General features: G+C 71.0%; 20 protein-coding genes. All 20 read right to left on the bottom strand.

The genetic code is table 11. The features are described from left to right. Positions 1–61 precede the first annotated feature (61 nt). The 20 genes from ACIBW9_RS36680 to ACIBW9_RS36585 all read right to left on the bottom strand — a co-directional run bounded on the left by ACIBW9_RS36680 (position 62) and on the right by ACIBW9_RS36585 (position 21,539). Positions 62–484 (bottom strand): hypothetical protein, encoded by a 423-nt coding sequence (locus ACIBW9_RS36680; RefSeq protein WP_398961468.1) that lies wholly within the window; start codon positions 482–484, stop codon positions 62–64. Then, positions 481–2,634: a hypothetical protein gene (locus ACIBW9_RS36675; protein WP_398961467.1), complete on the bottom strand. Its 2,154-nt coding sequence runs from the start codon at positions 2,632–2,634 to the stop codon at positions 481–483. The genes ACIBW9_RS36680 and ACIBW9_RS36675 overlap by 4 nt, the downstream gene beginning before the upstream one ends. Beyond that, positions 2,631–4,472: a hypothetical protein gene (locus tag ACIBW9_RS36670; protein ID WP_398961466.1), complete on the bottom strand. Its 1,842-nt coding sequence runs from the start codon at positions 4,470–4,472 to the stop codon at positions 2,631–2,633. The genes ACIBW9_RS36675 and ACIBW9_RS36670 overlap by 4 nt, the downstream gene beginning before the upstream one ends. Beyond that, positions 4,469–4,651 carry a hypothetical protein gene (locus ACIBW9_RS36665; RefSeq protein ID WP_398961464.1) on the bottom strand — a complete coding sequence of 61 codons (183 nt, stop codon included), beginning with the start codon at positions 4,649–4,651 and terminating at the stop codon, positions 4,469–4,471. The genes ACIBW9_RS36670 and ACIBW9_RS36665 overlap by 4 nt, the downstream gene beginning before the upstream one ends. 51 nt (positions 4,652–4,702) lie before the next feature. Then, positions 4,703–6,124 carry a site-specific integrase gene (locus tag ACIBW9_RS36660; protein WP_398961462.1) on the bottom strand — a complete coding sequence of 474 codons (1,422 nt, stop codon included), beginning with the start codon at positions 6,122–6,124 and terminating at the stop codon, positions 4,703–4,705. Further along, the gene (locus ACIBW9_RS36655) at positions 6,121–6,990 is read right to left on the bottom strand and encodes a hypothetical protein (protein ID WP_398961460.1); all 870 of its coding nucleotides are present in this window, start codon (positions 6,988–6,990) and stop codon (positions 6,121–6,123) included. Before ACIBW9_RS36655 ends, ACIBW9_RS36660 begins: the two co-directional genes overlap by 4 nt. Before the next feature lie 88 nt (positions 6,991–7,078). Continuing rightward, positions 7,079–8,056: a hypothetical protein gene (locus ACIBW9_RS36650; protein ID WP_398961459.1), complete on the bottom strand. Its 978-nt coding sequence runs from the start codon at positions 8,054–8,056 to the stop codon at positions 7,079–7,081. Between the two features lie 68 nt (positions 8,057–8,124). Further along, entirely contained in the window at positions 8,125–8,859 is a 735-nt protein-coding gene (locus ACIBW9_RS36645) for a hypothetical protein (RefSeq protein WP_398961457.1), read from the bottom strand. A gap of 124 nt (positions 8,860–8,983) precedes the next feature. Continuing rightward, a complete protein-coding gene (locus ACIBW9_RS36640; protein WP_398961456.1) occupies positions 8,984–10,474 on the bottom strand; it encodes a hypothetical protein in 1,491 nt (496 codons plus the stop codon). Between the two features lie 46 nt (positions 10,475–10,520). Next, positions 10,521–11,144 (bottom strand): hypothetical protein, encoded by a 624-nt coding sequence (locus tag ACIBW9_RS36635; RefSeq protein ID WP_398961455.1) that lies wholly within the window; start codon positions 11,142–11,144, stop codon positions 10,521–10,523. Positions 11,145–11,231: 87 nt separating this feature from the next. Next, complete coding sequence (locus ACIBW9_RS36630; RefSeq protein WP_398961453.1) at positions 11,232–12,791, bottom strand: ParB/RepB/Spo0J family partition protein; 1,560 nt, start codon at positions 12,789–12,791, stop codon at positions 11,232–11,234. Between the two features lie 93 nt (positions 12,792–12,884). After that, positions 12,885–13,751, bottom strand: a complete 867-nt coding sequence (locus tag ACIBW9_RS36625; RefSeq protein ID WP_398961452.1) for a hypothetical protein — start codon at positions 13,749–13,751, stop codon at positions 12,885–12,887. 117 nt (positions 13,752–13,868) lie between these two features. Beyond that, positions 13,869–15,017 (bottom strand): DUF6573 family protein, encoded by a 1,149-nt coding sequence (locus ACIBW9_RS36620; RefSeq protein ID WP_398961450.1) that lies wholly within the window; start codon positions 15,015–15,017, stop codon positions 13,869–13,871. Positions 15,018–15,108: 91 nt separating this feature from the next. Further along, positions 15,109–15,996, bottom strand: a complete 888-nt coding sequence (locus ACIBW9_RS36615) for a methyltransferase (protein WP_398961448.1) — start codon at positions 15,994–15,996, stop codon at positions 15,109–15,111. Between the two features lie 77 nt (positions 15,997–16,073). Next, the gene (locus ACIBW9_RS36610; RefSeq protein ID WP_398961446.1) at positions 16,074–16,796 is read right to left on the bottom strand and encodes a PP2C family protein-serine/threonine phosphatase; all 723 of its coding nucleotides are present in this window, start codon (positions 16,794–16,796) and stop codon (positions 16,074–16,076) included. Between the two features lie 205 nt (positions 16,797–17,001). Then, the gene (locus ACIBW9_RS36605) at positions 17,002–17,139 is read right to left on the bottom strand and encodes a hypothetical protein (RefSeq protein WP_398961445.1); all 138 of its coding nucleotides are present in this window, start codon (positions 17,137–17,139) and stop codon (positions 17,002–17,004) included. 68 nt (positions 17,140–17,207) lie between these two features. Then, positions 17,208–19,733 carry a hypothetical protein gene (locus ACIBW9_RS36600; RefSeq protein ID WP_398961443.1) on the bottom strand — a complete coding sequence of 842 codons (2,526 nt, stop codon included), beginning with the start codon at positions 19,731–19,733 and terminating at the stop codon, positions 17,208–17,210. 124 nt (positions 19,734–19,857) lie between these two features. Further along, a complete protein-coding gene (locus ACIBW9_RS36595) occupies positions 19,858–20,502 on the bottom strand; it encodes a hypothetical protein (protein WP_398961441.1) in 645 nt (214 codons plus the stop codon). 85 nt (positions 20,503–20,587) lie between these two features. Beyond that, positions 20,588–20,908: a hypothetical protein gene (locus ACIBW9_RS36590; RefSeq protein WP_398961439.1), complete on the bottom strand. Its 321-nt coding sequence runs from the start codon at positions 20,906–20,908 to the stop codon at positions 20,588–20,590. A gap of 67 nt (positions 20,909–20,975) precedes the next feature. Next, entirely contained in the window at positions 20,976–21,539 is a 564-nt protein-coding gene (locus tag ACIBW9_RS36585) for a hypothetical protein (protein WP_398961437.1), read from the bottom strand. Positions 21,540–22,711 lie beyond the last annotated feature (1,172 nt).

Genomic DNA, 22,711 nt, shown 5'->3' with positions numbered 1-22,711 from the left:
CGAGCCCTCGCCTGCCTGGATGTCAGCCGGCCGCGGCGCGTTCGGCCTGGGCGCCGGGGAGTCAGGTCCGATGTGATCTGGTGGGTTCGGCCGGGAGGCGGCGGACGTTGGCGGGGAGGGACGGGTCTTGTCGCAGCTCGGTGAGTTCGGTGGTGAGAGCGTGGATGACTTGGGCATAGATCTCGTTTCGTTCGGCGAGTTCGCTGTTGTGCTGGCGTAGTCGTCTGTTCGCGGCTTCGAGGTCGTCGACTTTGGCCTGGAGGCTCTGGAATGCGGCGGGAATCTTGTTGACGCTTTCGCGGGCTGCTTCGAATTCCTTTCGCAGGTCGGGGTGTTTGTGGGTGAGGACCCAGCGCTTGACACCGGCTTCGGCGGCGAGCTGAACGACGGTGAGGGCGCCGGTGGAGCGGATGGGGGTGCCGGCGAGCAGGCGCTGGATGGCGGCCTGGATGGCGCCGCGTTCGGCTTCGCGGTCGGTGCTCACGCGCGTGTCTCCTGGTGGGTGGTCATGATCCGCTGGAGTCGGGCGAGTTCGTGCTGCTCGCGGGCGTGGCGGATGGGAGGGGCCAGCGGGTCGTCGACGACAGCTTGCAGTTCGTCGCGGCGGGCCTTCAGGAACGCGATGTCGCGGTCGGTGCGCGCGATGTTCGCGCAGGAGGGGCGGCAGTCGTCGAGGTCGGGCGTGCGGCGGTTGCTGCGTTCGTCCGTGCCGAGGCGGCAGGCGGCGCGGGCTGGGTCGAGGACGCAGGTCATGCCCTGTCCGGGGAAGATCTGCAGGTCGGGGTTGGTCAGGAGGGTGTGGGCTTCGCGGGTGGTGCGCAGGACGCGTCCGGCGAAGTGGGTGGATGTGGCAACGCGGTGTCGGTAGGTGTCGGCGGCGGGGCCGCTGACGTGTTCGCCGGCTTCGAGCTGGTCGTGGGCTTCTGCGAGGGTTTCCAGGCGGGCGAGCCATTCCTCGAAGGCCAGGTCGTCGGGGAAGCCGGAGGCGTAGTTGCCGGAGTAGCCGAGGGTCATCTGGACGCGGACGTGGCCGTACTGGATCGCGGCGGCGACCAGGCCGCGGGGGCGGCGGGCGATGAACCAGGCGAGGGTGCGGCGCAGGCGGCTGAGTGCGATGCGCGGGTCGGTGGGGTCGGCGGGGATCGCGTCATCGCGCTGGTGGCCGTGGCAATAGTCGTTGATCCAGCCGATCAGGCGGGTGATGTCTTTGTTGCAGAGCGAGTCGTTGCGGGCTCGCCCGACGCGTTCGCGCAGGGAGCCGGCCTTCGATTTCCCGTTGACGAGAAGGGTGTTGGGGAACAGCAGGCGCGCACTGTGCAGGCGCCGGAGCACGGTGACGGCGGTGGCGACCGGCGCGGTGACGACCCAGGGATCGGCCCGCTGTTCGCCCTCGGCGCGCGTGGTGCCATCCGGGTCGCGGACGCCCTTGAAGTACTTGCCGCGCAGCAGGACCAGGCCGGTTGCCGGGTCGTGCTCGATGCAGTCGCGTTCGAGGTTGAGCGTCTCCCCGGGCCGCTGCCCCGACAAGTAGCCGATGATGACCAGGCATGCGGTACTCAGGTGCAGGGCCAGCACGGGGGCCTGCTCGTAGGTGATGCGGGCGGCCAGCCACGGTCGGCCGTCGAGCAGTCCGTGGACGGGCGCGGTGAGGTAGGCGTCGTCCGCGACGGGCAGCCCCGAGGCGCTGATCGTCTGGCGGGCCTTCCCGGTGATCTGGACGCCGAGCTGGAGGCTGAGGATGTAGTGGTTGACCTCAACCTCCCCGCTGGCGTTGCGGCGACCGGGCAGGGGCAGCCCCCGGGCGCGGTAGTCGTCCAGGAGGGCTTCGGCCAGGCGGGGAACGGTGCCCTGAGGTCGGCGCTTGCCCGCTGGCGCAGTGGCGGGGACGGTTGCGCACCGGCTTCTGCTGCGGGCGGAGAGCGTCTTGTATTCGTCGAAGGCGGTGATGATGTCGTCGGCGAAGTCCTCGACGAAGCGCAGGCAGCACTTCAGCAGAGCGGTCATGGTCGCGGGGTGAATGCGCGGGGTGCGGTTCTCCTCACGGATGCGGCCCTGGCCGAGGATGTCCTGGAGGCGTTCGCCGTTCCAGGGCGGTGCCTGGGGAAGCCGGTCGTCCTTGTCGGGCAGCAGCTCGCGCAGGGTCCAGGTGCGTACGACCACAGCGAGGAAGTCCTCGCGCATGTCGTGCGAGACGGGTGCGGCTTTGATGTCGGCGGCGTACTCATCCAGGTCCTGGGCGGTGACCTCGCCGAAGCGAGTGATGCCGCGGCCGGTGAGCCACTGGGTGAAGCCCTTGAGGTAACGGCAGTAGGTGACGACGGTGCGGATCGCCGGCCGCGCCAAGCCCGGAAGGAAGCCGCCTCCGTCCGCGTCCCTGTGGTTGATCACCAGCCAGACCAGGACCTTGGAGACGTGACGGAACGCGGCCGGGACGTCGTGGAAGTAGACGCAGACGCGAGAGGCGTGTTCCTGGAAGAGGGCCGGGGTCAGGTTCCAGCGGTCCTCGCGGAACCGGGCGAGGTCCGCGGGCATGGTGCCGGGCCGCAGCGGGCGGCTGGACAGCACCGGGCTGTCGGGGCCGGGCAGCAGGCGGCGGACGGCGGGTGCGGCGGCGGCCAGCGGGGTGGGGGTCATGTCAGGTCCAGTCCTCGGGTCAGGAAACGCTCGACGAGCGCGCGGTCAGCCGCGGTGGCCCCGGCGCGGGCGTCCGCGACGACGACGGGCGAGTAGTGCCCGAGCAGGTCGGTCAGCCGGGCCACCGGTTCGGCCAGGCGCTCGGCCCAGCGCAGCGGCGTCATCTCCTGCTTGCGCGCGGTGAGCGCGTCCAGCACCAGCACCTGGACGGGCAGGTGGGCCGTAGTGGCCCGGGCGCAGGGGCAGGACAAGCAGAGCAGGAAGGAAGCACCGCAGGGCTTGCCCGCCGGGGTGAAGGGGCTCTCCAGCGGGTTGGTGCAGCCAGCCAGCACGGTGTCCAGGCGTCCGGTGATCAGCTGCTGGAGAGTGGCGGTGTCCAGCTGGTGCCGGGCGGCCACCGCCTCGGGGTCGGTGCGGGCCTGATCGATGTCCTGGGCGGACAGCACCGGGATCGGCGGCGTGGTACGGGCCCGGGCGACCTGCTGGTCGAGAACGTCGGCGACGATCTTCTGGTACTCGGCCAGGTTCCCCCGGTTGCGGGCCAGATACTCGTTGGCCAGCGTGCTCTCGGTGTGGGCGACGGGCCGCTGGTTGATCTCCAGCCAAGTCATGCGCAGTCGGCGGCTGTCGATGTGCATCGGCACCGGCCGGCCGTCGGCGTCCGGGGCGTCGCAGACCAGGTCGGTGGCCTTGCCCCACAACTGCAGCAGTGCCTTGGGCAGGCCCTGGCGAAAGCCCCGGCCGCAGGGTCCCTTGGCGCTGTAGTAGGCGAACAGGGAATCGGTCCCCAGCCGTGCACGGGCCGGCGCGGCCAGGTCCAGCAACAGGTCGTAGACCCCGAACGGGGAGCTCAAATCGTCGCGGGCCTGATCCGGGGCGATGGGGACGTCGCGCAGGGCCACGGTCATGGCGGCCTTGCGGCTGCCGCGCCGGGGCTTGACCAGGTCGAGCTGGGCGGTGGGAGTGCCGCCGGCGTAGGCATCGGGCCGGTGGTGGGCCGTGGTGGCCGCGGCCAGGGTCGAGTAGTTCTGACCCGTCAGGCAGAGCAGCAGCACCGCGGCAGCACCGATCTCGTGATGCGACAGATGCAGGCGCTCGACGATCGCCCCAATGCCTCCGGCCCGGCGGACGGCGTCCAGCTGGCGCGGCGTGCCGGACTCGTAGCGGGGGATGTCCCCGTGCCGGTCGACGCAGTCGAGCAGGAAGGCGGCCTCCCACTGCCCCAGATCGCTGTCCCGGTCGATGACACCGGCTCGCCAGTCGGCCAGCAGACGGCGCGCGGCCCGGATGCGTGCGGCAGCGGCCCGCAGCTCCGACCGGGCCCGCGCGGTGATCCGCCGGAACTCCGCCTCGGTGTAGCTCTGGGTGGGCGCATCCGACTTGGCGGCCTTGGCCCGGGCCAGCCGGGCCGCGAACTCCGCAGGCGGATCGGGGGCGAACCGCAGGATGGTCCGCAGCGCGGACACATCCCGGTGCAGCGTGGTCGCCCCGGACAGCAGATAGCCGTCGAGATGAACGGCCCGCAGCTGAGCCGGACAAGTAGGTGGGTTGGACAGCGAGGCCAGGTAGCGGCAGAACCGCTTGAGGATGTTCACCGTGTCCAGGGCCGAGCTGGTGGTGCGGCGGGTCCCAGCCGGACCCGTCACCCCCAGCACCCCCAAAGCCATCCAGTCCCGCAGCTCGCGGGCCACCGGCAGCACGGACAGATCGATGTCAACGGCCCCGCCGCCGCTTTCGGGGAAGAACCGCACCCGGCACTCATCCCCGTCGGTGAACAGCCGCTGCGGCAGCCGGTAGCCGGCGAGGGGCAGCACCGCCCGGCGTCCCGGCCCGCTCACCGGCCCACCGCCGGGGCGGTGATGACCTGGCGGTGGCCGGCGAACATCTCCGTCATCAGCTCGGCCAGGACCGCGCCGTGCGCGTGCTCGATGAGCAGGTCGACATCCAGCTCGCGGAACGGCTCCAGGTAGATGTCCATCGTGGTGGTCACATCCGCATGCCCCAGCAGCGTCTGCACCAGGTGCCAGGTGTCGCCGAACTGGGCCCGAAAGTCGCGCAGTTCCTCCGCCTACAGGTGGGCGAAGCGGCGTTCATAAAGCAGCCGTCCCACCGAGAACCAGCGCAGGGCCATCGAGTGCCGCAGCATGTGGGCGGTCGCCGCCACCCCGCCCAGGCCGGCGCGGGCGACACGCTCGTTGGCAGTGTCGAAGGTGTGCTGCCAGCCTCGCGCCGCCCGGGGAAGACCATCCTCGTTCAGCCACAAGGCCGCCGGCGCCAGCCCCGACGGCGTGGCAAGGAAGAGCCGGCGACGGACCTGCGGTTTCAGCGCATCCAGCGACACCCGCGCCAGCGTCCCCGTGTCGTCGGCCAGCTCCAGCCGCCGCTGGCCCAGCACCCGGTGCAGCACCCAGATCCCGGCAAGTCGCTCGTAGCGGCCTGCCCGCTGGGCGCGACGCACCGCCGCGGCCCGCTCGCCCTCGCAGTAGCCGAGCGCGTCCGCCAGCGCCGTGCGCGGCATCCAATACCGCCGTCCCCGCCCGCCCTTGGCGCAGGCCGCCGCCAGCCGCCCCGTCGCATATCCCCGGCCGTAACCCTCACCAGGAAGCTCCAGCATCAGCACGCTGGCCCACTCCGTCAGCCGCAGCCCGGTGCCGTAGAGAGCGTCCGCGAACGCACAGTCACGCTGGCTGTTGCGGCCCCGCCACCGGGCCACCTCCCGGCCCTCGCGGTCCAGGCCCCGCAGCCCCACATCCCGCCACACGGCATAGCCGCCCGGGTCCAGCCACTTCACGTCCCGGTCGCGCACCACATGCGGCGCCGCCTCAAACCCGGCCGCGCCCGCCGTACCCGCACGCGGCGAACACCGCGGGCGTACCACCCGCATCACCGGATTGCGTACCGAGTAGCGAGCAGCGGCCCAGTCGTAGAAGGCACTGACGGCATCAAGGTTGTCCGACACCGTGCCGCCGGCCACCCGCTGGGGATTCGCCTCGTCCGTCATCCGCCAGAACTTGAAGCCCTCCACGTCCTCCGCGTCGGCCGCATGCCAGTCCCTGCCCACCGCGTCGAGGAAGCCCAGCCAGGTGCACAGCGCGTACCCGTACTTCTCCCGCGTCCCGTCCGACCGATTCCGCATCCGCAGCGAGCCGAAGAACGCATTCACCTCCGGAATAACGCGCCCATCGGAATTGATCAGAAATTCCTGGCCCGCACGCAGCCCGAGGCGAACAGCGAATTCCGGCAAACTCGGCAGGCCCGCCAGCACCGGATCCGCGGCGTACCACGGCACCACACGGTCGGGCTCGCACCGGCGCAGGCTCCACACCCCGCAGCGACGACCGGCCACCTGTAGTTGATCGCTCATGGCCCGGTACAGAACCATGTTGTACTGCATCAGACGACATGCGACACGCTGAACTCGGTACAGACCCAGGCCCCAGTTGATGACCAGAGGGATGTCGTCGCGACCGGCACGGGGTGCGGCGCTCATGCGGCACCCCCTTGGTCGGCCTTCGGGTACGGGTAGGAGGTGGCGGTGAGCCGGCGGCCGGTGCGCGGTCCGATGTAGGCCGCGTAGCGGTGGTTGCCGCCGTGGGACACGACCCTGGCGCCGACGGCCTGCAGGGCCTCCTCCAGCCACGCCCGGCCGGGCTCGCCTTCCTCCCGGGGGCGGGCGCCGAGGGCGACCAGGCGCCGTTCGACTCCGCCGCGGCCGCGCTCGCCGTTGCGGACCTTGGACATCGCGCGGTCGTGAAGGACCGAACCGTCAGGCAGCATGGTCAGGCGTCGCGGGCGCGTCTTGCCCAGGTAGTCCATCCCTTTGGCCTGGTAGATCGTCCCGTAGTGCCCAGGGAAGATCAGCTCGGGGCCGTCGGAGGTGAGGCATGTCCTGGGCTCGGGGTCGCTGTGCGCGACGATCCCGCGCACGCCGCGGGCGGCCGCCAGCCGGAACGCGCGTGCCTGCAGCCACGTCTCCGCGTTGGCCGGCACCTCGTCGTGCAGCACTAGCCGGTTCAGTTCCAGCGACTCCTCGTACGGGGTGAGTCGGCCGAACACCGAGGTGAGAACAGCAACTTGAGTCGGGATGCCCAGGGTGAGCACCCCCACCAGGCTGCTCCCGGGAGGTGCCGTGTCGATGAGGGCGTAGGCGAAGCGGACCGCGGGCCATGAGGCGCTGTAGTGGTGGGCGCGGACGAAGGCCTGCGCCGTGTGGACCAGGTGCTTCGGCATCTCGCGGACGCGGTAGCGGGCGGGATCAAAGCCACCTTCACTGGTCGGCCTCCAGCTGTGCCGGCGGTTCTTCCACCGCTGGCAGACGGCGCCGAGATCGAGCGGCGGTTGTTCGTACGCAGACATCACAAGGGTCCTCTCAGGGCGGTGAGCTGGTGAGTGGGGCCGGTCCGGGGTTGCCGCCTCGGACCGGCGCGATCGGCGAGGGTCAGGCCTAGGCGGGGAGCATCAGCTGACGGGGGGCGTGCAGGACGGACAGGACGCGTTCGCGCCAGTCCATGGCCCAGTGCACGCAGTTGGAGCAGCTCTTGTGCTTGCCCTCGCACTGGGGCAGCGGCGCGTTCCAGCGGGCGTCGCGCGACCACGCGAGGGAGTCGGCGGAGGCCAGGTACTCGGCGCACGTCTGAAGTGCCTGGGTCTTCAGGCCGAAGCCGTGCAGGCGCAATCCGGCGCTGGCCACGGTGGCGAGGACGGCCTCGACATCCTTGACCGACTTGCGGCGGCACACGGAGCCGACCCCGACCAGCGGATAGTCCGCCAGCCGTACGCCGCGCTTGTCGTACAGGTCCAAACAGGCTTCGTAGTCGGCCGGGCGCCAGCCCTGCACGGTCGGGATGATGTCGACGCCGGGCTCTTCGGCCATCAGGTCGACGAAGTTGCCCACGGTGCGGTCGATGTGCTCACGCACCGACAGGCCCGTTCTGGCGATCACGTCGGGCTCGCACATCCAGTCCTGCGGGCCGGCCCAGACCAGCAGGCCGATCTCGTCGCGATACCGGCGCAGCTCCCGGACGTAGGCGTACGGACTGACCGTCCAGCCGCCGTGGTCGCCGAGTTCGGAGAACGCACCCGAATCGCACACCCAAACGTCTGCGGCGCGCGGCAGCGTCGCACGGCCGGTCAGAGTCGAGCGTGAGACGCACATCGGCACGCCCCACGTGGAAAGCCACTTGGCGTGGTGCCCGCCGATCCAGAACATGGGTCCCCCGGCCGGCGAGTCGCTCGGGTGGAAGCCGAGACCGTACTCACAGCGGCAGACACAGCTGCCCATGGTGCAGAACCCGCAGTCCGCGCACTGGTCGTGGTAGCAGTGGCCGCAGGCGTAGCGGACGGCGGGCGTGCAGGTGCACGTTTCGGCGTCTTTCGGCGGCGTCAGCATCCGGGGGGCTGAAGCAGTCAGCACAGCGTTCACGGGAGAGTCCTTCGGGTTGGTGAGCGCAGCCGGGCCCGGGGTTGCCGCCCCGAACCCGGCAGGGCGGATCAGTAGGGGAGGGGCTCGCCGGTCTGGCCGTGGCACGTCACGGTGAAGGCGGGATCGGCACACCGGGCCGCGAGCTGTGAGCCACTCCAGTCCTCGGCCTTGACGGACTGCACCTGGTGCCCGACGGGACACAGGACCAGGACCCGGCCGTAGGAGGTGCCGCGTACGACCGGAGGACCGCAGTGGGGCAGAGGACCGGGGCGCCCGGACAGCTGGCCGAGCACCTCGACGACCCGCTCCTCGCAGACCTCGAACAGGCCGAACTCGTCCTCGGCTTCGTCCACGCGGCGGTGAGCCTCGGCAGCCGCGGTTCGCGCCCGGTACAACTCGGCCAGGGCGTACGCGGCCTGACGCTCACGGGCGACGGCGAACAGCGGCTCCAACTGCGCGCGCTGCTCCTGCAGGACCCTGGCAGCGGCCTCCGCGATCTTCGGGCGTACCGCCCGGACCGACGCGAGCCAGTCGTCCTGCTTGCACAGGACACGGACCAGCTCCCACTGCTCGCCGGCGACCTGCTTGAAGGTGGCGGTGAAGGTCAGCGGGATCCGGAAGTGGGTGGCGACGCTCACGGCAACTCCCAGCAGCGGACCGGGGTCGGCGGAGTCGGCGAACTTGGGACAGAGTGTGAAGAGGGCAGGCCGTCCGCCGACCTCGCCGGAGACCCTGAGTTCGGGGGGACCAGCGCTGTGGTCGTAGGCGGCGGACGCATGCGCGGTCGGATTGGTGGTGTTCACGGGGGAGCCTCCTCGGTGGCTGGAGTCGGGTTGGTGGGGTGGCTGGTCCGGGGTTGCCGCCCCGGACCAGCGGTGGGACGAAACGGAAAGCGCAGCGGGTGTCATCACGGGTTCGGCGCCCGTGTCAGGTGTCCGCACGGGGTGGGCCGCCGCGGTCCCGGGGAGCGAGGACGGCACGCGGCTCGCTCGCCCCTCGTCGGCGTTCGCGGCGCGCGGCCAGCAGCAGATCGAGGATCCGCCGGCCCTTGACCTCTGCCTGGTGGCGGAGGGCTGCGGGCATCTGGGCGGGGAGCATCACCCGCTTCGCCCGCAGATCGATCTCCAGCGTGACGGTGCGCACCAGGGTGCAGGCGTTCTCCCGGCCGGCATACAGGTGCAGCCGCGCTTCGACCCGGTGGTCGACGGGGGTGAGCTGGACGTACTCGTTGCCCCAGGCACGGTCCTCGACGTCGGGAGAGATCCGGACCCGGGCGGGCACCGTGCGGCCGGTGGGCACGTCGCGGTCGTTGAGCGGGGCGGTGGGGTCCTTCTCCCGGCGCGTCACGTGCTTGTGGAAGGGGTACCAGCCGGACCCGTAGAAGACGGCTTGGGGTTCCAGGGCATACGCCCAGTTGCCGAGTTCCAGCTTCACGCCGTACGGGTAGCGCGTGTCCTGCGGGGCGACGTGGAGGTCCAGGGACGGGACTTCGTGCGGAGGCGGGGCCGGGGCGAAGGTGGGGGGTGCGGGCAGGTCGGCGGGGGCGAACGTCGTGCAGGTGTTGCCCAACTCGTCCGGGACGTGCGCGCCGTCGCTCACCACCGTGCGGACCAGACGGGGGACGGCGCGCTCGCGCGCGGTGACGCGCAGCGCGACAGCCGAGCCCTCGACGGCGATCAGCTCCTGGAAGTCCCAGTCCGGCCGCTCCTCGCGCATATGGTGTTTGACCTCGCGCAGCGCTCCGGAGATGCGGCGGCCGAGAGGGTCTTCCGGGTCCGGGCGGCGGGTTGCGGGCAGGACGAGGGCGGCGTCCGGGTGCCACTGATCGGACAGGACCTGCCACGCTCCGGGCTGCAGCAGCGCGGCGACCTCGCCGGCGAGCTGCTCGGCCTCGGTCAGCTCGCGCAGGACGGCGGCGGTGAGGCGGGCGGTGGACGGCGCGTCCCACGGGCCGCCCAGGACCAGGCTGAGCCCGCTGTCCGGGCTGCCCAGGGTGACGCTGAGCCGCCTGCCTTCCAGCCAGGCCTCCGCAGGCCCGAACCGGACGAACAGCCCCGGCTCGCCGGGCCGTTGGAACAGGGCGCCGGTGGTGAGCAGGAGGGCAACGGCCTCCAGCGGCGGATGAGCGTCGCGGGCGTCGGGCAGGGCCGGGGCGTAGCGGGTGACCGTGTCGAGGATGCGCGACATGCCGGGGGTCGGGGTGTGCGCGCTGATGCGCGCGGTGCAGATCCGGGCGGGGCCGGTGGGCGACGGCGCGAACAGCGCGGCCTCAAGCTGACCGTGCCGCTGGCGGGTGCGCAGGGTCAGCCGGTAGCCGCCGGGCAGGTCGGCGCGGGTGCGGTCCCGGCCGTGCAGTTGGTGTTCGACGATGGTGTCGGAGATGGCGTAGGTCGGAGAGACGGGCTCGAACGCGTACATGGCGCAGGCCTCCAACGGCGGCAGTCGGCGCGGGTGTGCGGGGCGGTCAGCGGGTGATGCGGGCCCGGGCGCGGTCGGCCTGGACGTGGACGGCATCGGCGTGCGCGGCGGCGCGGACCTTGTCGGCCCACTCGGCGGCGCGCTGCGCCAGTTCGGCGAGGCGTACGAAGTAGGCCTCCTGGTGGCGGCGGGCGCGGTCCATCAGTGCCGCGTGCTCGGCGGTCAGCTCCTGGGCGGTGTACGCGGCGATTGCTTCCACCCCGTGGCGGCGGGTGACGCGCCCGAAGGGGCAGGCGCCTTCCTCCTGCTCGATGACGGCGAGGTCGGCGGCGGGCCAGCCGGTTGCCTCGTCGCGCGGGCCGAGCTGGATGTCGAGCACGCACACCGCGTCCGGATCGTGCAGGCCGTCGGCCTGGTAGCGGATGTGCGGCCGGGGCACGGGCCCGGTGGGGCGCTCGGTGTGCGCGCGCCACAGTTCGGGGGAGGGGTCCTCCTCGTCCTGGTGGAGGCGGTGAAGGTAGGAGAGAAGGGCGGGCAGCTGCCAGGCGGGGGAGCCGAACGGCGCGGCCGGCATAGCGAGCCCGGTCCGGGCGATCAGGCCCGTGTGGTTGCTGACGGCGGCCTGGGCGACGAACAGAGAGGCGTTGAGGCGGAGTTCGGAGCGGAGCATGGCGAGGCCTTCCGGGCGGGCGGCGCGCAGAGAGGGAAGAGGGGAGGGGCCCGGGCCGGACCGGTCAGGTCCGGCCCGGGCAGCAGGTCAGGACGCGTTCTCGGAGTCCTCGGCGCTCGCGCCGTCCGGGGTGTCCTCGGTGTCCTGGGCGGCCTGGCCGTCCGTGTCGGCGGCGTCCGGCTCGCCCTCCTGGTAGGGCTCGTCGTCGACGATGGCCTGTTCGACGCTGGAGAGCGGGTAGCCGATCTCGGCGAGGAAGGACAGCCACGTGCGGGCGTCCTCGCGGATCTCCCGCAGCTCGTACACGGCCGAGCGGGCGGCGGGGTCGGTGCGCCAGGTCCGCACCTCGCCCATCCGCTTCTCGAACGTCGCGGCCAGCACCGCGAAGTTCAGCAGGGTGAGCTTGGCCGGGGTCGCCGACTTGGCGCGCTCGGCGGGCTGGTCGTAGCCGGTCAGCTCCTTGACCAGGTCGCGGCGGCCCGCGTCGCCCACCCACTGAGCCACCGGCTTGGGGCAGGCAAGGAGCTGCTCGGTGATGAACGCGGCGAGCGGCTTCGGCGCGGTCTTGCGGCCGATCAGGTCCTTCAGCCATCCCTGCCGGGCCTTCTCGGCGGCGCGGTAGGCCTTGTTGCCCGCCTTGACGTACTCGCGGGACGGCTCCGACGGCTTGGTCGCACCCGCCGTCTGCGGCGGCTGCTGGTCCTGGTCGCTGTCCGCCTCGGAGTCGTCCTGCTGGGGCGGGCGGTGGCCGAAGCGGTCCGGGTCGGTGCAGAAGTACTCGACCTCGCCGGGCTCGCGGGGGTTCTCGGCCCAGGTCGCCACGTGGCCGGGGCACTCGGCGTGCGCCTCGGCGCTCATGGGCTCGCCGTCCGGGCCGTCCAGCTCGCTCAGCGGCTCAGCAGTGGCCGGAAGGGTGTCGCCGTCCTCGGCCAGCCGCACCCCGGCGGCCTGCAGCTGCGGGCGGACCTTCTCCCGGGCGCGCTGCTCTTCGCGGTCGTCGCGCTCCCACTGCACCTGGAACTCGAAACGGCCCTTGGCGTAGGCCTCCAGCAGCCGGTCTACGGCGGCGGGGTCGTCGTCGAACTCGCCCAGCACGCCGAGTACTTCGAGGTCGAGGTCGTAGGTACCGGCCTCGGCGAGAGCCGAACGTGTCCGCTCACCGACCGCCTTGGCCGTCTTGACCGCGCGGGAGACCTCGGTGCGGGACCGGCCGGTGAGCTGGGCGACCCGCGACTGCTTCATGCCCGCGTCGACCGCGCCGAACAGGGCGTCGGCCTTCTCCAGTTCGGTCAGGCCTCGGCGGTAGTCGTCGTCGTTCTCGATGAGCTGGTCGATGAAGTCCTCGCCCGCCTCACGCAGGGAGGGGTCCAGCACATGGGCGGGAACCTCGATCGGATCCCGCTCCTCGTCGGTGTCCTTGGTCGTCCGTGCGCCGAAGTAGCGCCGGTGCCCCATCTTGAGCTCGAACGCCTCCCCGTCGTCGTCCAGCGGGAGGACCACAACGGGGACCTTTACGCCGTTGGCGGCGATGGACTTGAGGAACGCGTCGGTCAGGTTGAGGTTCTGGCGGACGTTGAGGGGGTTCACGCGGATCTGGCGGAGTCGAAGTGTCACTCGCCGCATGGGCGTTGTTGCCGTGTCGCTCACGGATGCTCCTTGTGCGATCGGTTGGTGTCGAGCAAGTTGCCGCTTGCTCTCAAGAATCAATTATACGCTCTTTTTGGGAAGGGGCAAGCGCCTTTACTCCTGGTCGGCGGCGGTGTGGTGCTGGCGGATCGCTTCCGCGATGGCCTCGGCAACTGCCTCGATCCCCTCCGGGGTGCGCATCTCGCGGAACGAGGCGATCTCGCCGTTTGGGTCGAGGTTCGCCCACAGGCACAGTTCGCCGTGGTCGTCGACGTGGAGCGTGTACGTGTCGGTGTCGGGGGCGTCCAGGCGCCCGTAGGTCTCCCAGGGACCGGCGTCGGCCTTCCAGCCGCCGCCGAGGATCTCGGCGACGCGGCCGGCGACTGCTGCTGGGGTGGTCATGGGGGTGGGGCCTTTCCGGTCTCCGTAGGCCTTCATGACGGCCGTTGTTGCCGCGTCGTCGACGTAGCGGAAGGTGAGGATGTTGAGGCCGTCGCCGAGAATCTGCGCGGTCACGCGCTCGATGGTCCCGCCCTTGCGGTACTCGACGATCGGCGACGGTTCGGACCGGGTGACCTCGGTTCCCGGGACCAGTGCCGCGAGGTGATCTGCAAGGGCGGCTCGGGCCTCGGCGTGCTTGCGGGACTCTTCGTTGGCCGCAAGCACCTTCGGATAGGTCTCGTTGTAGACCGGCAGCAGCTTGGTACGGATGGCCTGTTCCAGCGCCCTGCCACCCCGGTCGGCGCGCATCTCGGTCCAGGGGCGGTGGTGTTCCGTGAGGTAGTAGGACGTGTCCGGGTAGGCGACCCTCGCCCGGACATACCCCTCACGTCGTGCGGGAGAGATCTCGACACGCCGCCCGTCGGGGTGTTCCAGGGCGGCCCCCTCCTTTCCGCTGGCGGCGGACGGGCGGACAGTCCAGCCGTCGCCGGGCATCAGCGGTGCGGCTTCGGCGGCGAGTTGGTAAGTGATCGATGGCATGGCGGTTCACCCTCTCGGCGGGTTGGGGCCGGATGCATTGCCGTTCATCCGGTGGAGTGCGGCGGTGTGGTCGGCCAGGCCTGAGGGGGCGGACGGTGTCCGCCCCCGAGGGCGGGATTAGTCCTCGTCGGGCTGCATGATGGTGATCACGGGCTCTCCGTGGTCGCCGGGCCCGATCGCGCAGATGAGCTGGACCGGTCGGGCCTGCCGGGTGCGGCCGTCGCGCGGCACCCGCCGCAGGTCGACGGTGACCTGACCGCCGCCCCCGCCGCTGCGCCGGATCGCGTGGCGGGTCATGGTCAGCACGTCCCACAGGCGGCCCCGTTCGTCCTGTGGCACCTGCCGCTCGCTGTCGCCCTCGTTCCAGGCCACGCAGCCCTCCCATACGGCGCTGGTGAGGGCGACGGGCACCCGGAAGCCGGCCTCCCGGGCCAAGTCGGCGTCGGCGGCCACAAGGACGCCGTCCGCCAGGGCCTGAGCGCGGGTGTAGGCGTGGATGATCTCGCCCGGTTCGGCCAGCGGGACGGACCGCATGGCGTCGTCGCTGACGGTGGGGTCCCCGGTCACGGCGGCGTCGTGCAGAACCGAGTCGATGTGCGCCAGTACGTCATCCTCGCGTGCCGCGCGGGGGGAAGCGGGCCGCCGCTGCGGTGAGTTGGAGCCGGGGCCGGTGGGGGAGTCGGAGGCGGCCTCCTCCGCCATCACGGCGTGCACCGCGAGCATCGTTGCGAGACCGTTCATCCTTTCCGTGTCCCCGGCGGCCTGGGCCTGGGCGCGCTCCTGCTCGAACTGGTCCCGGATCTGCTCGTGGCTGTAGCCCTGGGCGAGCTTGACGCGCACGGTCTTGCCCACGAGATCGACTGCCAGGGCGGGCAGGTGGCCGGGCAGGCTGCTGTGTTCCCGGGCGACGGCTGTCCGCCTGCGGCGCGTGACGACGCGGGCCGCGCGGCGGTCCTGTGCCCCGGCCGGGCTGGGCTCCCCGGTGGGGGCGGGCGTCTCGTCGGTCGGTTCGGGGTCCGCCTCGGACGTGGCGGGCGCCTCGGCGGTGAGTGTGTAGAACTCGTTCGAGTGGACGTGGACGGTCCACTTCTGCCCGGGGGTGTCCTCGGTGAGCCGGGCGCGCGGCTTGGTCTCCCATGCCTCGAAGGCGCGCGCCGGGTCGACGGGCACCATGTTGCCGGTCGCGGAGTCGTAGGCGCGGCAGGACCGGGCCGCTGCGCGGATCTGTGCAACGCGGTTCGTCCAGTTGCGGCGGATCGTGGTCATCGTGCGTCCTCCTGCTGGGTTGGTGACGGAAGCGAGTTGCCGCCCGCTTCCAAAATCAATAATACACCCTTACGGGGTGTGATCAAGCGGCTCAGAACAAGGTGTCCGCGTCCTGCGTGGCCCTGGTGTCCCATGCGGCCTTGGGACTGGCGGCGGCAGCGGCCCTCGGCCGATGTGCGCGGACACTCGCCGACTGCTGGGCGTGGGCAGCCTGCGCGGCCTGGGCCTCCAACTCGTCTTCGTCGCGGTTGTGCAGGACGATTTCGACGGCCGGTGAGGCGTCGCGCCACTGGTCGCGGAAAAGGTCGGTGGGGATCCCAGGGTTGGGACGGAGCGTGATCCCGGTCTCCCGGTGGAAGCGGTCGTACGCGGGTGAATCCTGGTCCACGAAACCGCCCTCGATGCGGAACGGCGCCGATTCCCTCGGGATGATGAACGCGCCCCGCCGCGCCAGGGTCTCGGCAACAGCGATGACGTGGAACTCGAACAGCGGGCCCCGGTAGCCGGGGGCGTTGGTGCTGCGCTTGATCCGTCCGAACGGCGGGTTGCTGATCGCACAGTCGAAGGGGCCAAGATCCATGCCGGGGAGGTCCAGTACGTCAGCACAGATCCACGTGGCCTCGGGCAGGACGCGCCGCCCGACCCTCACGTATTCCGGGTTCTTCTCCACGCACACGATCTCGCGCGGCGGCAGACGCTCCCAGCGCCGGTTCCAGTAGTCGCGGGCGTGCCAGGCCAGGCGGCCGATGCCCGCGCACAGGTCGATGATGCGGTCACCCGGGATCACGTGGCGGAGTTCGCCGGCGAGCTCGGCCGGGGTGAAGAATGCGCCGTCCAGAGTGCGCCCCGTGTTCGCGGATTCGTGGAAGTGGTCGAGAACGAATTCCCGCTCCTCCTCGGTCAAGTCTCGATCATTGTCGACCAGTTCGCACGCCCGGTTGTGCTGCTTGGTCTGCTCCTTGCTGAGCTTTCCGGCCATGGCATTCCGCCTTTCGGGGTGGTGTGGTGCGCCAGTCCGGGGTGTCGCCCGGACCGGCGGCGCGTGCAGCCCGCGGCCTACCTGGTGGGCGCGGTGGGGATGTCGGCGACCAGAGCGGTTGCGTTGTCGGCGCGGGGCCCGGCGTGGCCGACCGCGAATGCGGCGACATTGCGCGCGGCGTGCCTCGGGGAGCCGGTCAGGTAGTCGGCCAACGTGCGGTTGGAGTCCTCCACGGGCTCATACGCGCCGTCGCTCGCCAGCAGCAGGCGGCGGCCCGCCGCGTCATGGGCCACGGACTCGATCGCCGGATGGCCGTACCGCTCCGTGGTCTGCTGGTCGGTTTCCGACGCCCCCAGGTAGGAGGTGACCACGTTGCGGTTGCCCCGGACGACACGGCGAAGGTTGTGATCGTTGGTCAGGCGCTGGACGGTGCCGCGCTGGGTGACGAGGTAGGCGCGGGTGTCGCCGCACCAGGCGACGGTGAGCAGCTTGCCGGGGACGGCTACGGCCACGACGGCGCACGCGGCGGGCAGGTCGTAGCGGACGTACTCGTCGTGCCGGTCCGGCTCGGCGGCGTAGGCCTCGTAGACCGCCCTCAGGCCAGCCTCGGCATCGGCTCGCACTGCGGCCGCGCGGGCGACGCGGCGTGCGGCCGTGCGCGTCCAGGCGCGTACCTCGTCGCTGGAGCCGATCCCGTCGCACAGGACGTACGCGCGGGCGTCGTTGTGGGTGTAGGTGGCGGTGGCGTCGCACTGGTGGGATCGATCGCCGATGAGCTGGAAGGTGGCATGGGTGCGCATGTGGGCGTCCTTCTGTGGCGAGGCGGATTGGTGACGGAGCGGGTTGCCGCCCGCTCCGAGTAATCAATAATACACTCTTAGCTTTTAGTCGGCAACGAATACGTCCTCACCGTTGACGGTGATCCGAACCGGGATCGTGTCGTCGGGGCTGATGAGGTCGGCGGGTACCTCGCCGGTGTCCAGGTGGACGGACACGACAAGGCCTTCAACCGCGCTTCCAGTAGGCGTAGACCTGGGTGCCGCCGGTCTCCAGGCACGGCAAGGTCCCGCGTTGCTTCCGGTGTTGGTGCAGAAACCGCGCGCGTCGGTTCAGGGTGTCCGCGCGGCGCTGGCTCATCCGCATGGCTATGCCTCCTCAAGGGGGCCGGTCCAAGGTCGCGGGCTCGGACCGGCCCGGGGCCGGTTGGCGTGTCAGGACGGGCAGTTGGCGGCGGCCTGGGCCCGCTCGGCCTCCCAGGCTTCACGCTCGGCGCGGCGGTAGTCCTCGACGCAGTCGACGGTGAGCCGTGCGACCCGCACGGCTTCCGCTTCGTCGGGGTGCTGCTCGGCGAACTCAGCGACCCGGGCGTCGGCCTTCCAGCCGCTCTCCAGCCATGACGCCAGGGCGCTTTGTGAGTTGCGGTGGCGCCAGTCCCGGCCGAGCCTGACGAGCCGCTCTCCGTCCTGTCCGCCCTGAGTGGTGCCGACGGCGGCGGCGAGCGCTCCGCGCGCGGCCTTCAGGGCGCTGCTGGCGTTGAGGTACGCACGCGTGTATGCGGGCCGGTGTCCCTTGCCGTGGCGCTCCTCGGTCCACCGGTCGTATGCCTCGTGGAACGGTTCGCCGACGCGCCCGTGCTCGGCGTGCCAGGCCACCCACGCACGCTGGGGGTCCTCGAACATCTGGATCAGGCGCCCGTATCCGGCGGCGGTGGGCTCCCGCCCTTCGGCGGCAAGCCGCGCCCGCCAAGCCTCCTCCTCGGCCTGCAACTCGCGCTCGCCCTCGGTGATCGCCACCAGGGCGAGCGCCTCGGCTGCGGCCGCGCGCGGGGCGTCCTTGACCCGCTCCAGGGCGGCGCGCGCCCGCTTGCCTGCATCCAGTACCGCGTCCCGCTCCGCCGCGAGGGGCCGCGCGTCCTCGCCCCCGCTCGCCCGGTATGCACGCTGTGCGCGCGTGAGTGCGGCGACGGCATCTCTGTGCGCCTGCTCGGCGTCGGCCAGAGCTGCCCGGGCGCGCTCGGCGGCATCGCCGGTCACCTGCTCATGCTCGAACCGGGCTTGTGCCGCAGCCTCGGCGATCTTGGTGACGGCGTCGGAGAGCTGGCGGTGCCACTCGGCCGCGTCCCGCCCCCACACGGTCCGGCCGGCCTCCTCGTCCGCGCGGTTGATGGCGCGCACGTCGCGCATCCACGCGAGCACTTCGCGGAAGGTGGCGCCGTGGCGGCCGTTGCGCTGCGAGGCGGAGGGCCAGTAGCGGGCGCCGTCCCACACGCACCGGGCGGTGAAGTGCTGGGTGCCGGTGCGCGCGGGGAACTCGCCGGACACCTCGACTGCCTGTACGAGGGTGCCTTGCATGAGGTTGGCCGTGACGGTCACGTCCCACCCGTTCGCGGTCGCTGCCTCGGCCAGGATCCGCGCGTTCTTGGGCAGCTTGCCGACCTCGTCGGCCGTCGGCGCGGCGGGCGGGGCCGCGGGGGTGTCGCCGGTCGGCGCGGGCTCCTGCGGGTTGGGGGTGGCGGTCGGTCCGGGCTCGGGGCCGCGGGGCGGTGTGACGCCGGGGCAGGCTTTGCCGTCGGACTCCCACGCTTCGGCCGTGCCCGGGTCGGACGGCGCGGCGTCCGCTGCGGCGGTTGCGACCGGCGCCGTCTCGGTGCGGGGAGCGGCGATCGGCTCGACGGTTACCCGGCGGACGACATTGCCGTGCGACCACTCACCCGTGACCCGGTACCCGCGCGCGGTGATCAGATCGGTGATCCGGTCCATGGGAACGGCGTCGAAGCTGAGGTAGTGGCACCCGTCGTCGTTCCATACCGTGGCGCCCTCCCACGGCCAACCGGGGTGCCGCTGCCCGCACCCGCACTCCAGGCGCAGGGCTGCGCCGTGCATCCGTGTCCACGTGAGCACCGCGTAGTGGGCGGTCATGGTGCACGTGAGCGACCGCACCCAGCGCTCGTACGCCGAGTCGTACAGCCCGAATGTCAGGATCTCCGACGCGATCACCCACCGGGCGAACGCTGCCCCCTCCTCGCGCGTGCGCCCTTCCGCCACGGCATACGCGGCGAGCTCTTCGAGATAGGCGGCGTTCGACGTGAGGTAGTCCGCAGGGAGCACCGACAGGACCGGCGCAGCGTCTGGGGCGGCGTTGTCGCCCTCGGGAGCCAGAAGACAGTCAGCGCCGTGGTAGTCGCGCCCCACGGAGCGCGACGGGTACAGCGTCAGGGGGACGGTGGTCTTGATCCACGGGCGCAGCATGACGGGGACTTCGCCTGCCGGGGTGGTGGCGATGGACGCTGAGACGACCTCCGCCGTCACGGGCTGCGCGTCCAGCTTGCCGTACACGGACATGGACAGGTCCGGCGTGGTCGGCTGTGTGCGGGCGGTGGGCGCCTCGGCGGCCACCAGGTCCCCCACGGCGCGCCATGCCATGCCCGCGGCGGCCGTCTGACCGTAGCGGGTGAGTGTGGCGCCGTCCCAGCGGTACCCCCGGGCGGTGAGGCGCCACACGCAGCGCAGGACGGTTTCCCCGGCCGCATGACGGGCGGTGAGCAGCAGGGCGCAGTGTCCGGGCTGCGTCTCGACGGTGGCCGTCCATCCGGCCTCCTCGGCCTGGGAGGTGAGCCGGACCAGGTTGCGGGGCAGGTCGGCGGTCGGGGCGGTGGGCGCCGGCACTTCGGCAGGGGTCGGGGCCGGCTCCTGGGCAGGGGCGTATGTGCTGCTGGCGGGGTGCGGGGTCGCGGTCATGTCGGGTCACTCCTGGTCGGGTTGGCGCCGGGTGAGTTGCCGCTCACACCGGGAGGCAGGGCAGGGTCAGGCAGGGGAGGTCCCGCCCGGGCCGGTCGGGCGACCGGCCCGGGCGGGGTGGTGCTCAGTTGCGGCGGTTCGGGGGCCGGTTGTCCCGGGGAGCGATGCGGCTGGCCTCCCGGTCCGTCTCGGCCTCGTCCTCGGGGCGGGGTACTCGCTCGGCCTGCCGGAACTCGACTCCCGGCTCGGGGGTCATCGGCGCGCCGGTGGCGGGGTCGACGCTGTACGCCTGCCGGATCTCCTCGGCGGTGATCGGCCGAAGCCAGAAGCTGCGGACACTCCAGCCGCGTACGAACTCCGACCCGTCGGGGCCGAACGTGCGCACGACCACTGCACCGGTCGCGCACCCGACCATGGCGGCGGCGAGTACGGCGCACACGCGCATGGATGCGGCCTCGTTGATGACCACTGCGTCACCGATGACGGTGAGTTCCTGGCCTTCGGTGAGGTCGCCGTGCGGCGTGCTGGCGTTGGCCACCATGCGGTGCGTCCCGTCACCGAGAACGGCGTTCAGGAGAGACAGGTAGGCGTCTGCCGCGCGGTCGAGCAACGCGTGCGCCGTGTCGGCGGCGGACTGCATCCCGTCGTCCGTCTCAGCGTCGCTGACGGGTGCGGGGCTCCACCGCATCGCGTCCAAGCTGAGATCCTCGCCCGGCTCGACGTTCTGTCCTTCGAGGGTCTGCCGTACGTGGTCGTGGTACTCGCTCATGTTCCCTGCCTTGGGTTGCCGAGTTGGTGGCGGGTGAGTTGCCGCTCATCCGCAAAATCAATAATACGCCCTCCGGAGGGTGGTCTCAACCCTCGATCACCCCCCGGACGTGGCGAGTTACGCCGATTCCACCCGCGTGCGTCACCGTGGTACGGAAGAACATGTTCCGGCCGAGGTGGAACATGACGCGCTTGGTCTCGCCGGTGCTCTCGCGCTTGCCGTAGATCTCGACGCCGGTCAACTCGTCGTCCTCGTAGGCCGCTTGCAACACAGTGCCTTCCCACACCTCGGGCCACGGCTCGGGCTGATGCGCGGTCCTGGCGCGCGCAATGGCGGCCAGACTCCGGGTCGGTCGGCGCTCGACCCGTACCCGCTGCCCTCGGCTGATCGGTCCTGTGGCGGTCATGCTGTCCCTTCTGCGGTGGCTGGACTCCGGGAAAGGGGGCGGCCGTGGGCCGCCCCCTGGGGGCGCGTTACCGCCTCCGGCCTGCCTGCTGCTCCTCGGCGGCCGTGGCCAGCTCGGTGACCCCGTGGCGGGCGTGGTCGGCCCGTACGCGCTCGGCCACCTCGTCGGCGGACGGCAGTCCGAACCCCCCGTCAAGGGCGAGCACTTCGTACGCCTCGCGCCACCCGCGTACCTGGCACTCGACGGCGGCGCGGGACGCGCACGCGATCGTCAGACCTCCGACCGTCACCGACAGTGCGCCGATTCCGTCCGGGCTGACTGCCGCACTCCGGGCCCGGACCTTCGCGCGGCGGGGCGCGTCGTCCAGGATCACAAATGAATTGATGGTGAGTTCGGGCTCACGCAATTCGCCTGCGTCTACCTGCTCGGGGAAAATCCGGTCGAGCATTGCGGCGGCCTCGCACCAGCCTTCCCACCAAACGCGCGCGCCGGTAGGGTGCCGGAATTCGATGATGGCCGTAGGGATCTTGAGAAGGGGAATGAGCGTCAGACCGATATGCGCGTCGGTCTCGTGCTCGCCAGCAAGGTGGATCGTGAGGCGGCTTACCGCGTCAACGGTCTCCGTGTCCAAGGGAGCTCCTCGTGTTGGTGATTGAGCCTGAGTCAGGTTGCCGCCTGAACTCGAAATCAATAATACACTCTTCACGAGTTCCGGGCACCCCCCACGCCGGAACCTGCAACATCTCTTGCGCCTTCTCTTGCGGCTACTCCTGCGCCTTCTCTTGCAACATCTCTTGCGCGAGTCTCTCGGAGAGAGGCGACGTTCCCGCTGGTCAATAAAGGGTTATGCCCGTGGTCGGGGGTCTGACATCCCCTCTGCTGCCACTTGTCCCGCGCCGGTTGAAGGATGAGTGAGGAATGGGTGCGGGGCGGATGGGGCGGCGGCTTCGGGGATCGGGGGCGGCCTGGTGTCGGCTGCGCGTCGGCTGGCGCCGCCGCGCTGGGCCGGTGGCGGGGCACCGGGCCTGGGGATGGGGTGGAGTTGGCCGCTACAGGGGCGACGCGCGGCCATTCGATCGGGGCAGCAAGAGGGGAGGAACGGATGCCTCGGACCCACGTTCACTCAAAAGCACGGAGGCGTGGCCGATCCTGGTGGTGGGTTTCGCCGTCCGGCCCTAGGGGCCGTTCGGCTCCGGTACCTCCATTGGTTGTATTCCGGGTGTTCTGAATTCTGGGTTCTGTTCTGCGGCCGGGGTATCCGACTCCTGCGTTTCGGATTTTTTCTGCGGGCTTTTCTTGGGGGCAGAGGGTGGCGTGCCTCTGTTCCCAATCACTACACAGTGCTGTGTATGATGCATCTCGGGTGCGGCGGGGATGCGGTGTCGGGTTGATGTGTCGTCATACTGCATGATTGCGACGGGTTGGCGTGTAGGCCTACTGGATATGAGTGAGGATGACGCTAGGGGGCGGGGGAGTTGGGGAATCGGTTCGGGTGGAGCGTAGCGGAGCCCGTTACGGTGTCGGGGGTGCGAGGTTCGCACTGATGGTCCGTCAACTCTCTTGGGGTAGTGAGCTGGAATCTCAATCGCTACACAGTGCCGCACGTGATGCACTCGCCCCTTGCTGCCAGCGTAGGCGCCCGCGCAAGCGCGGGCGCCTACAATTCCCGCTTGCGGGAATTGTATTGCGTTTAGAATTCCGCTTGCGGAATTCAATTCCCGCGCTTGCGCGGGAATTTGGCGGAGCGTCAGCGGAGCCTTTCGCTTTGCAGCGGCTTGCCGCTGCAGTACCCGCTCCGCGGGG

It is taken from the genome of Streptomyces sp. NPDC049541, from assembly GCF_044465725.1.
In the GTDB taxonomy this organism is placed as follows: domain Bacteria; phylum Actinomycetota; class Actinomycetes; order Streptomycetales; family Streptomycetaceae; genus Streptomyces.
This window is presented reverse-complemented; position numbering and strand designations above follow the sequence as displayed.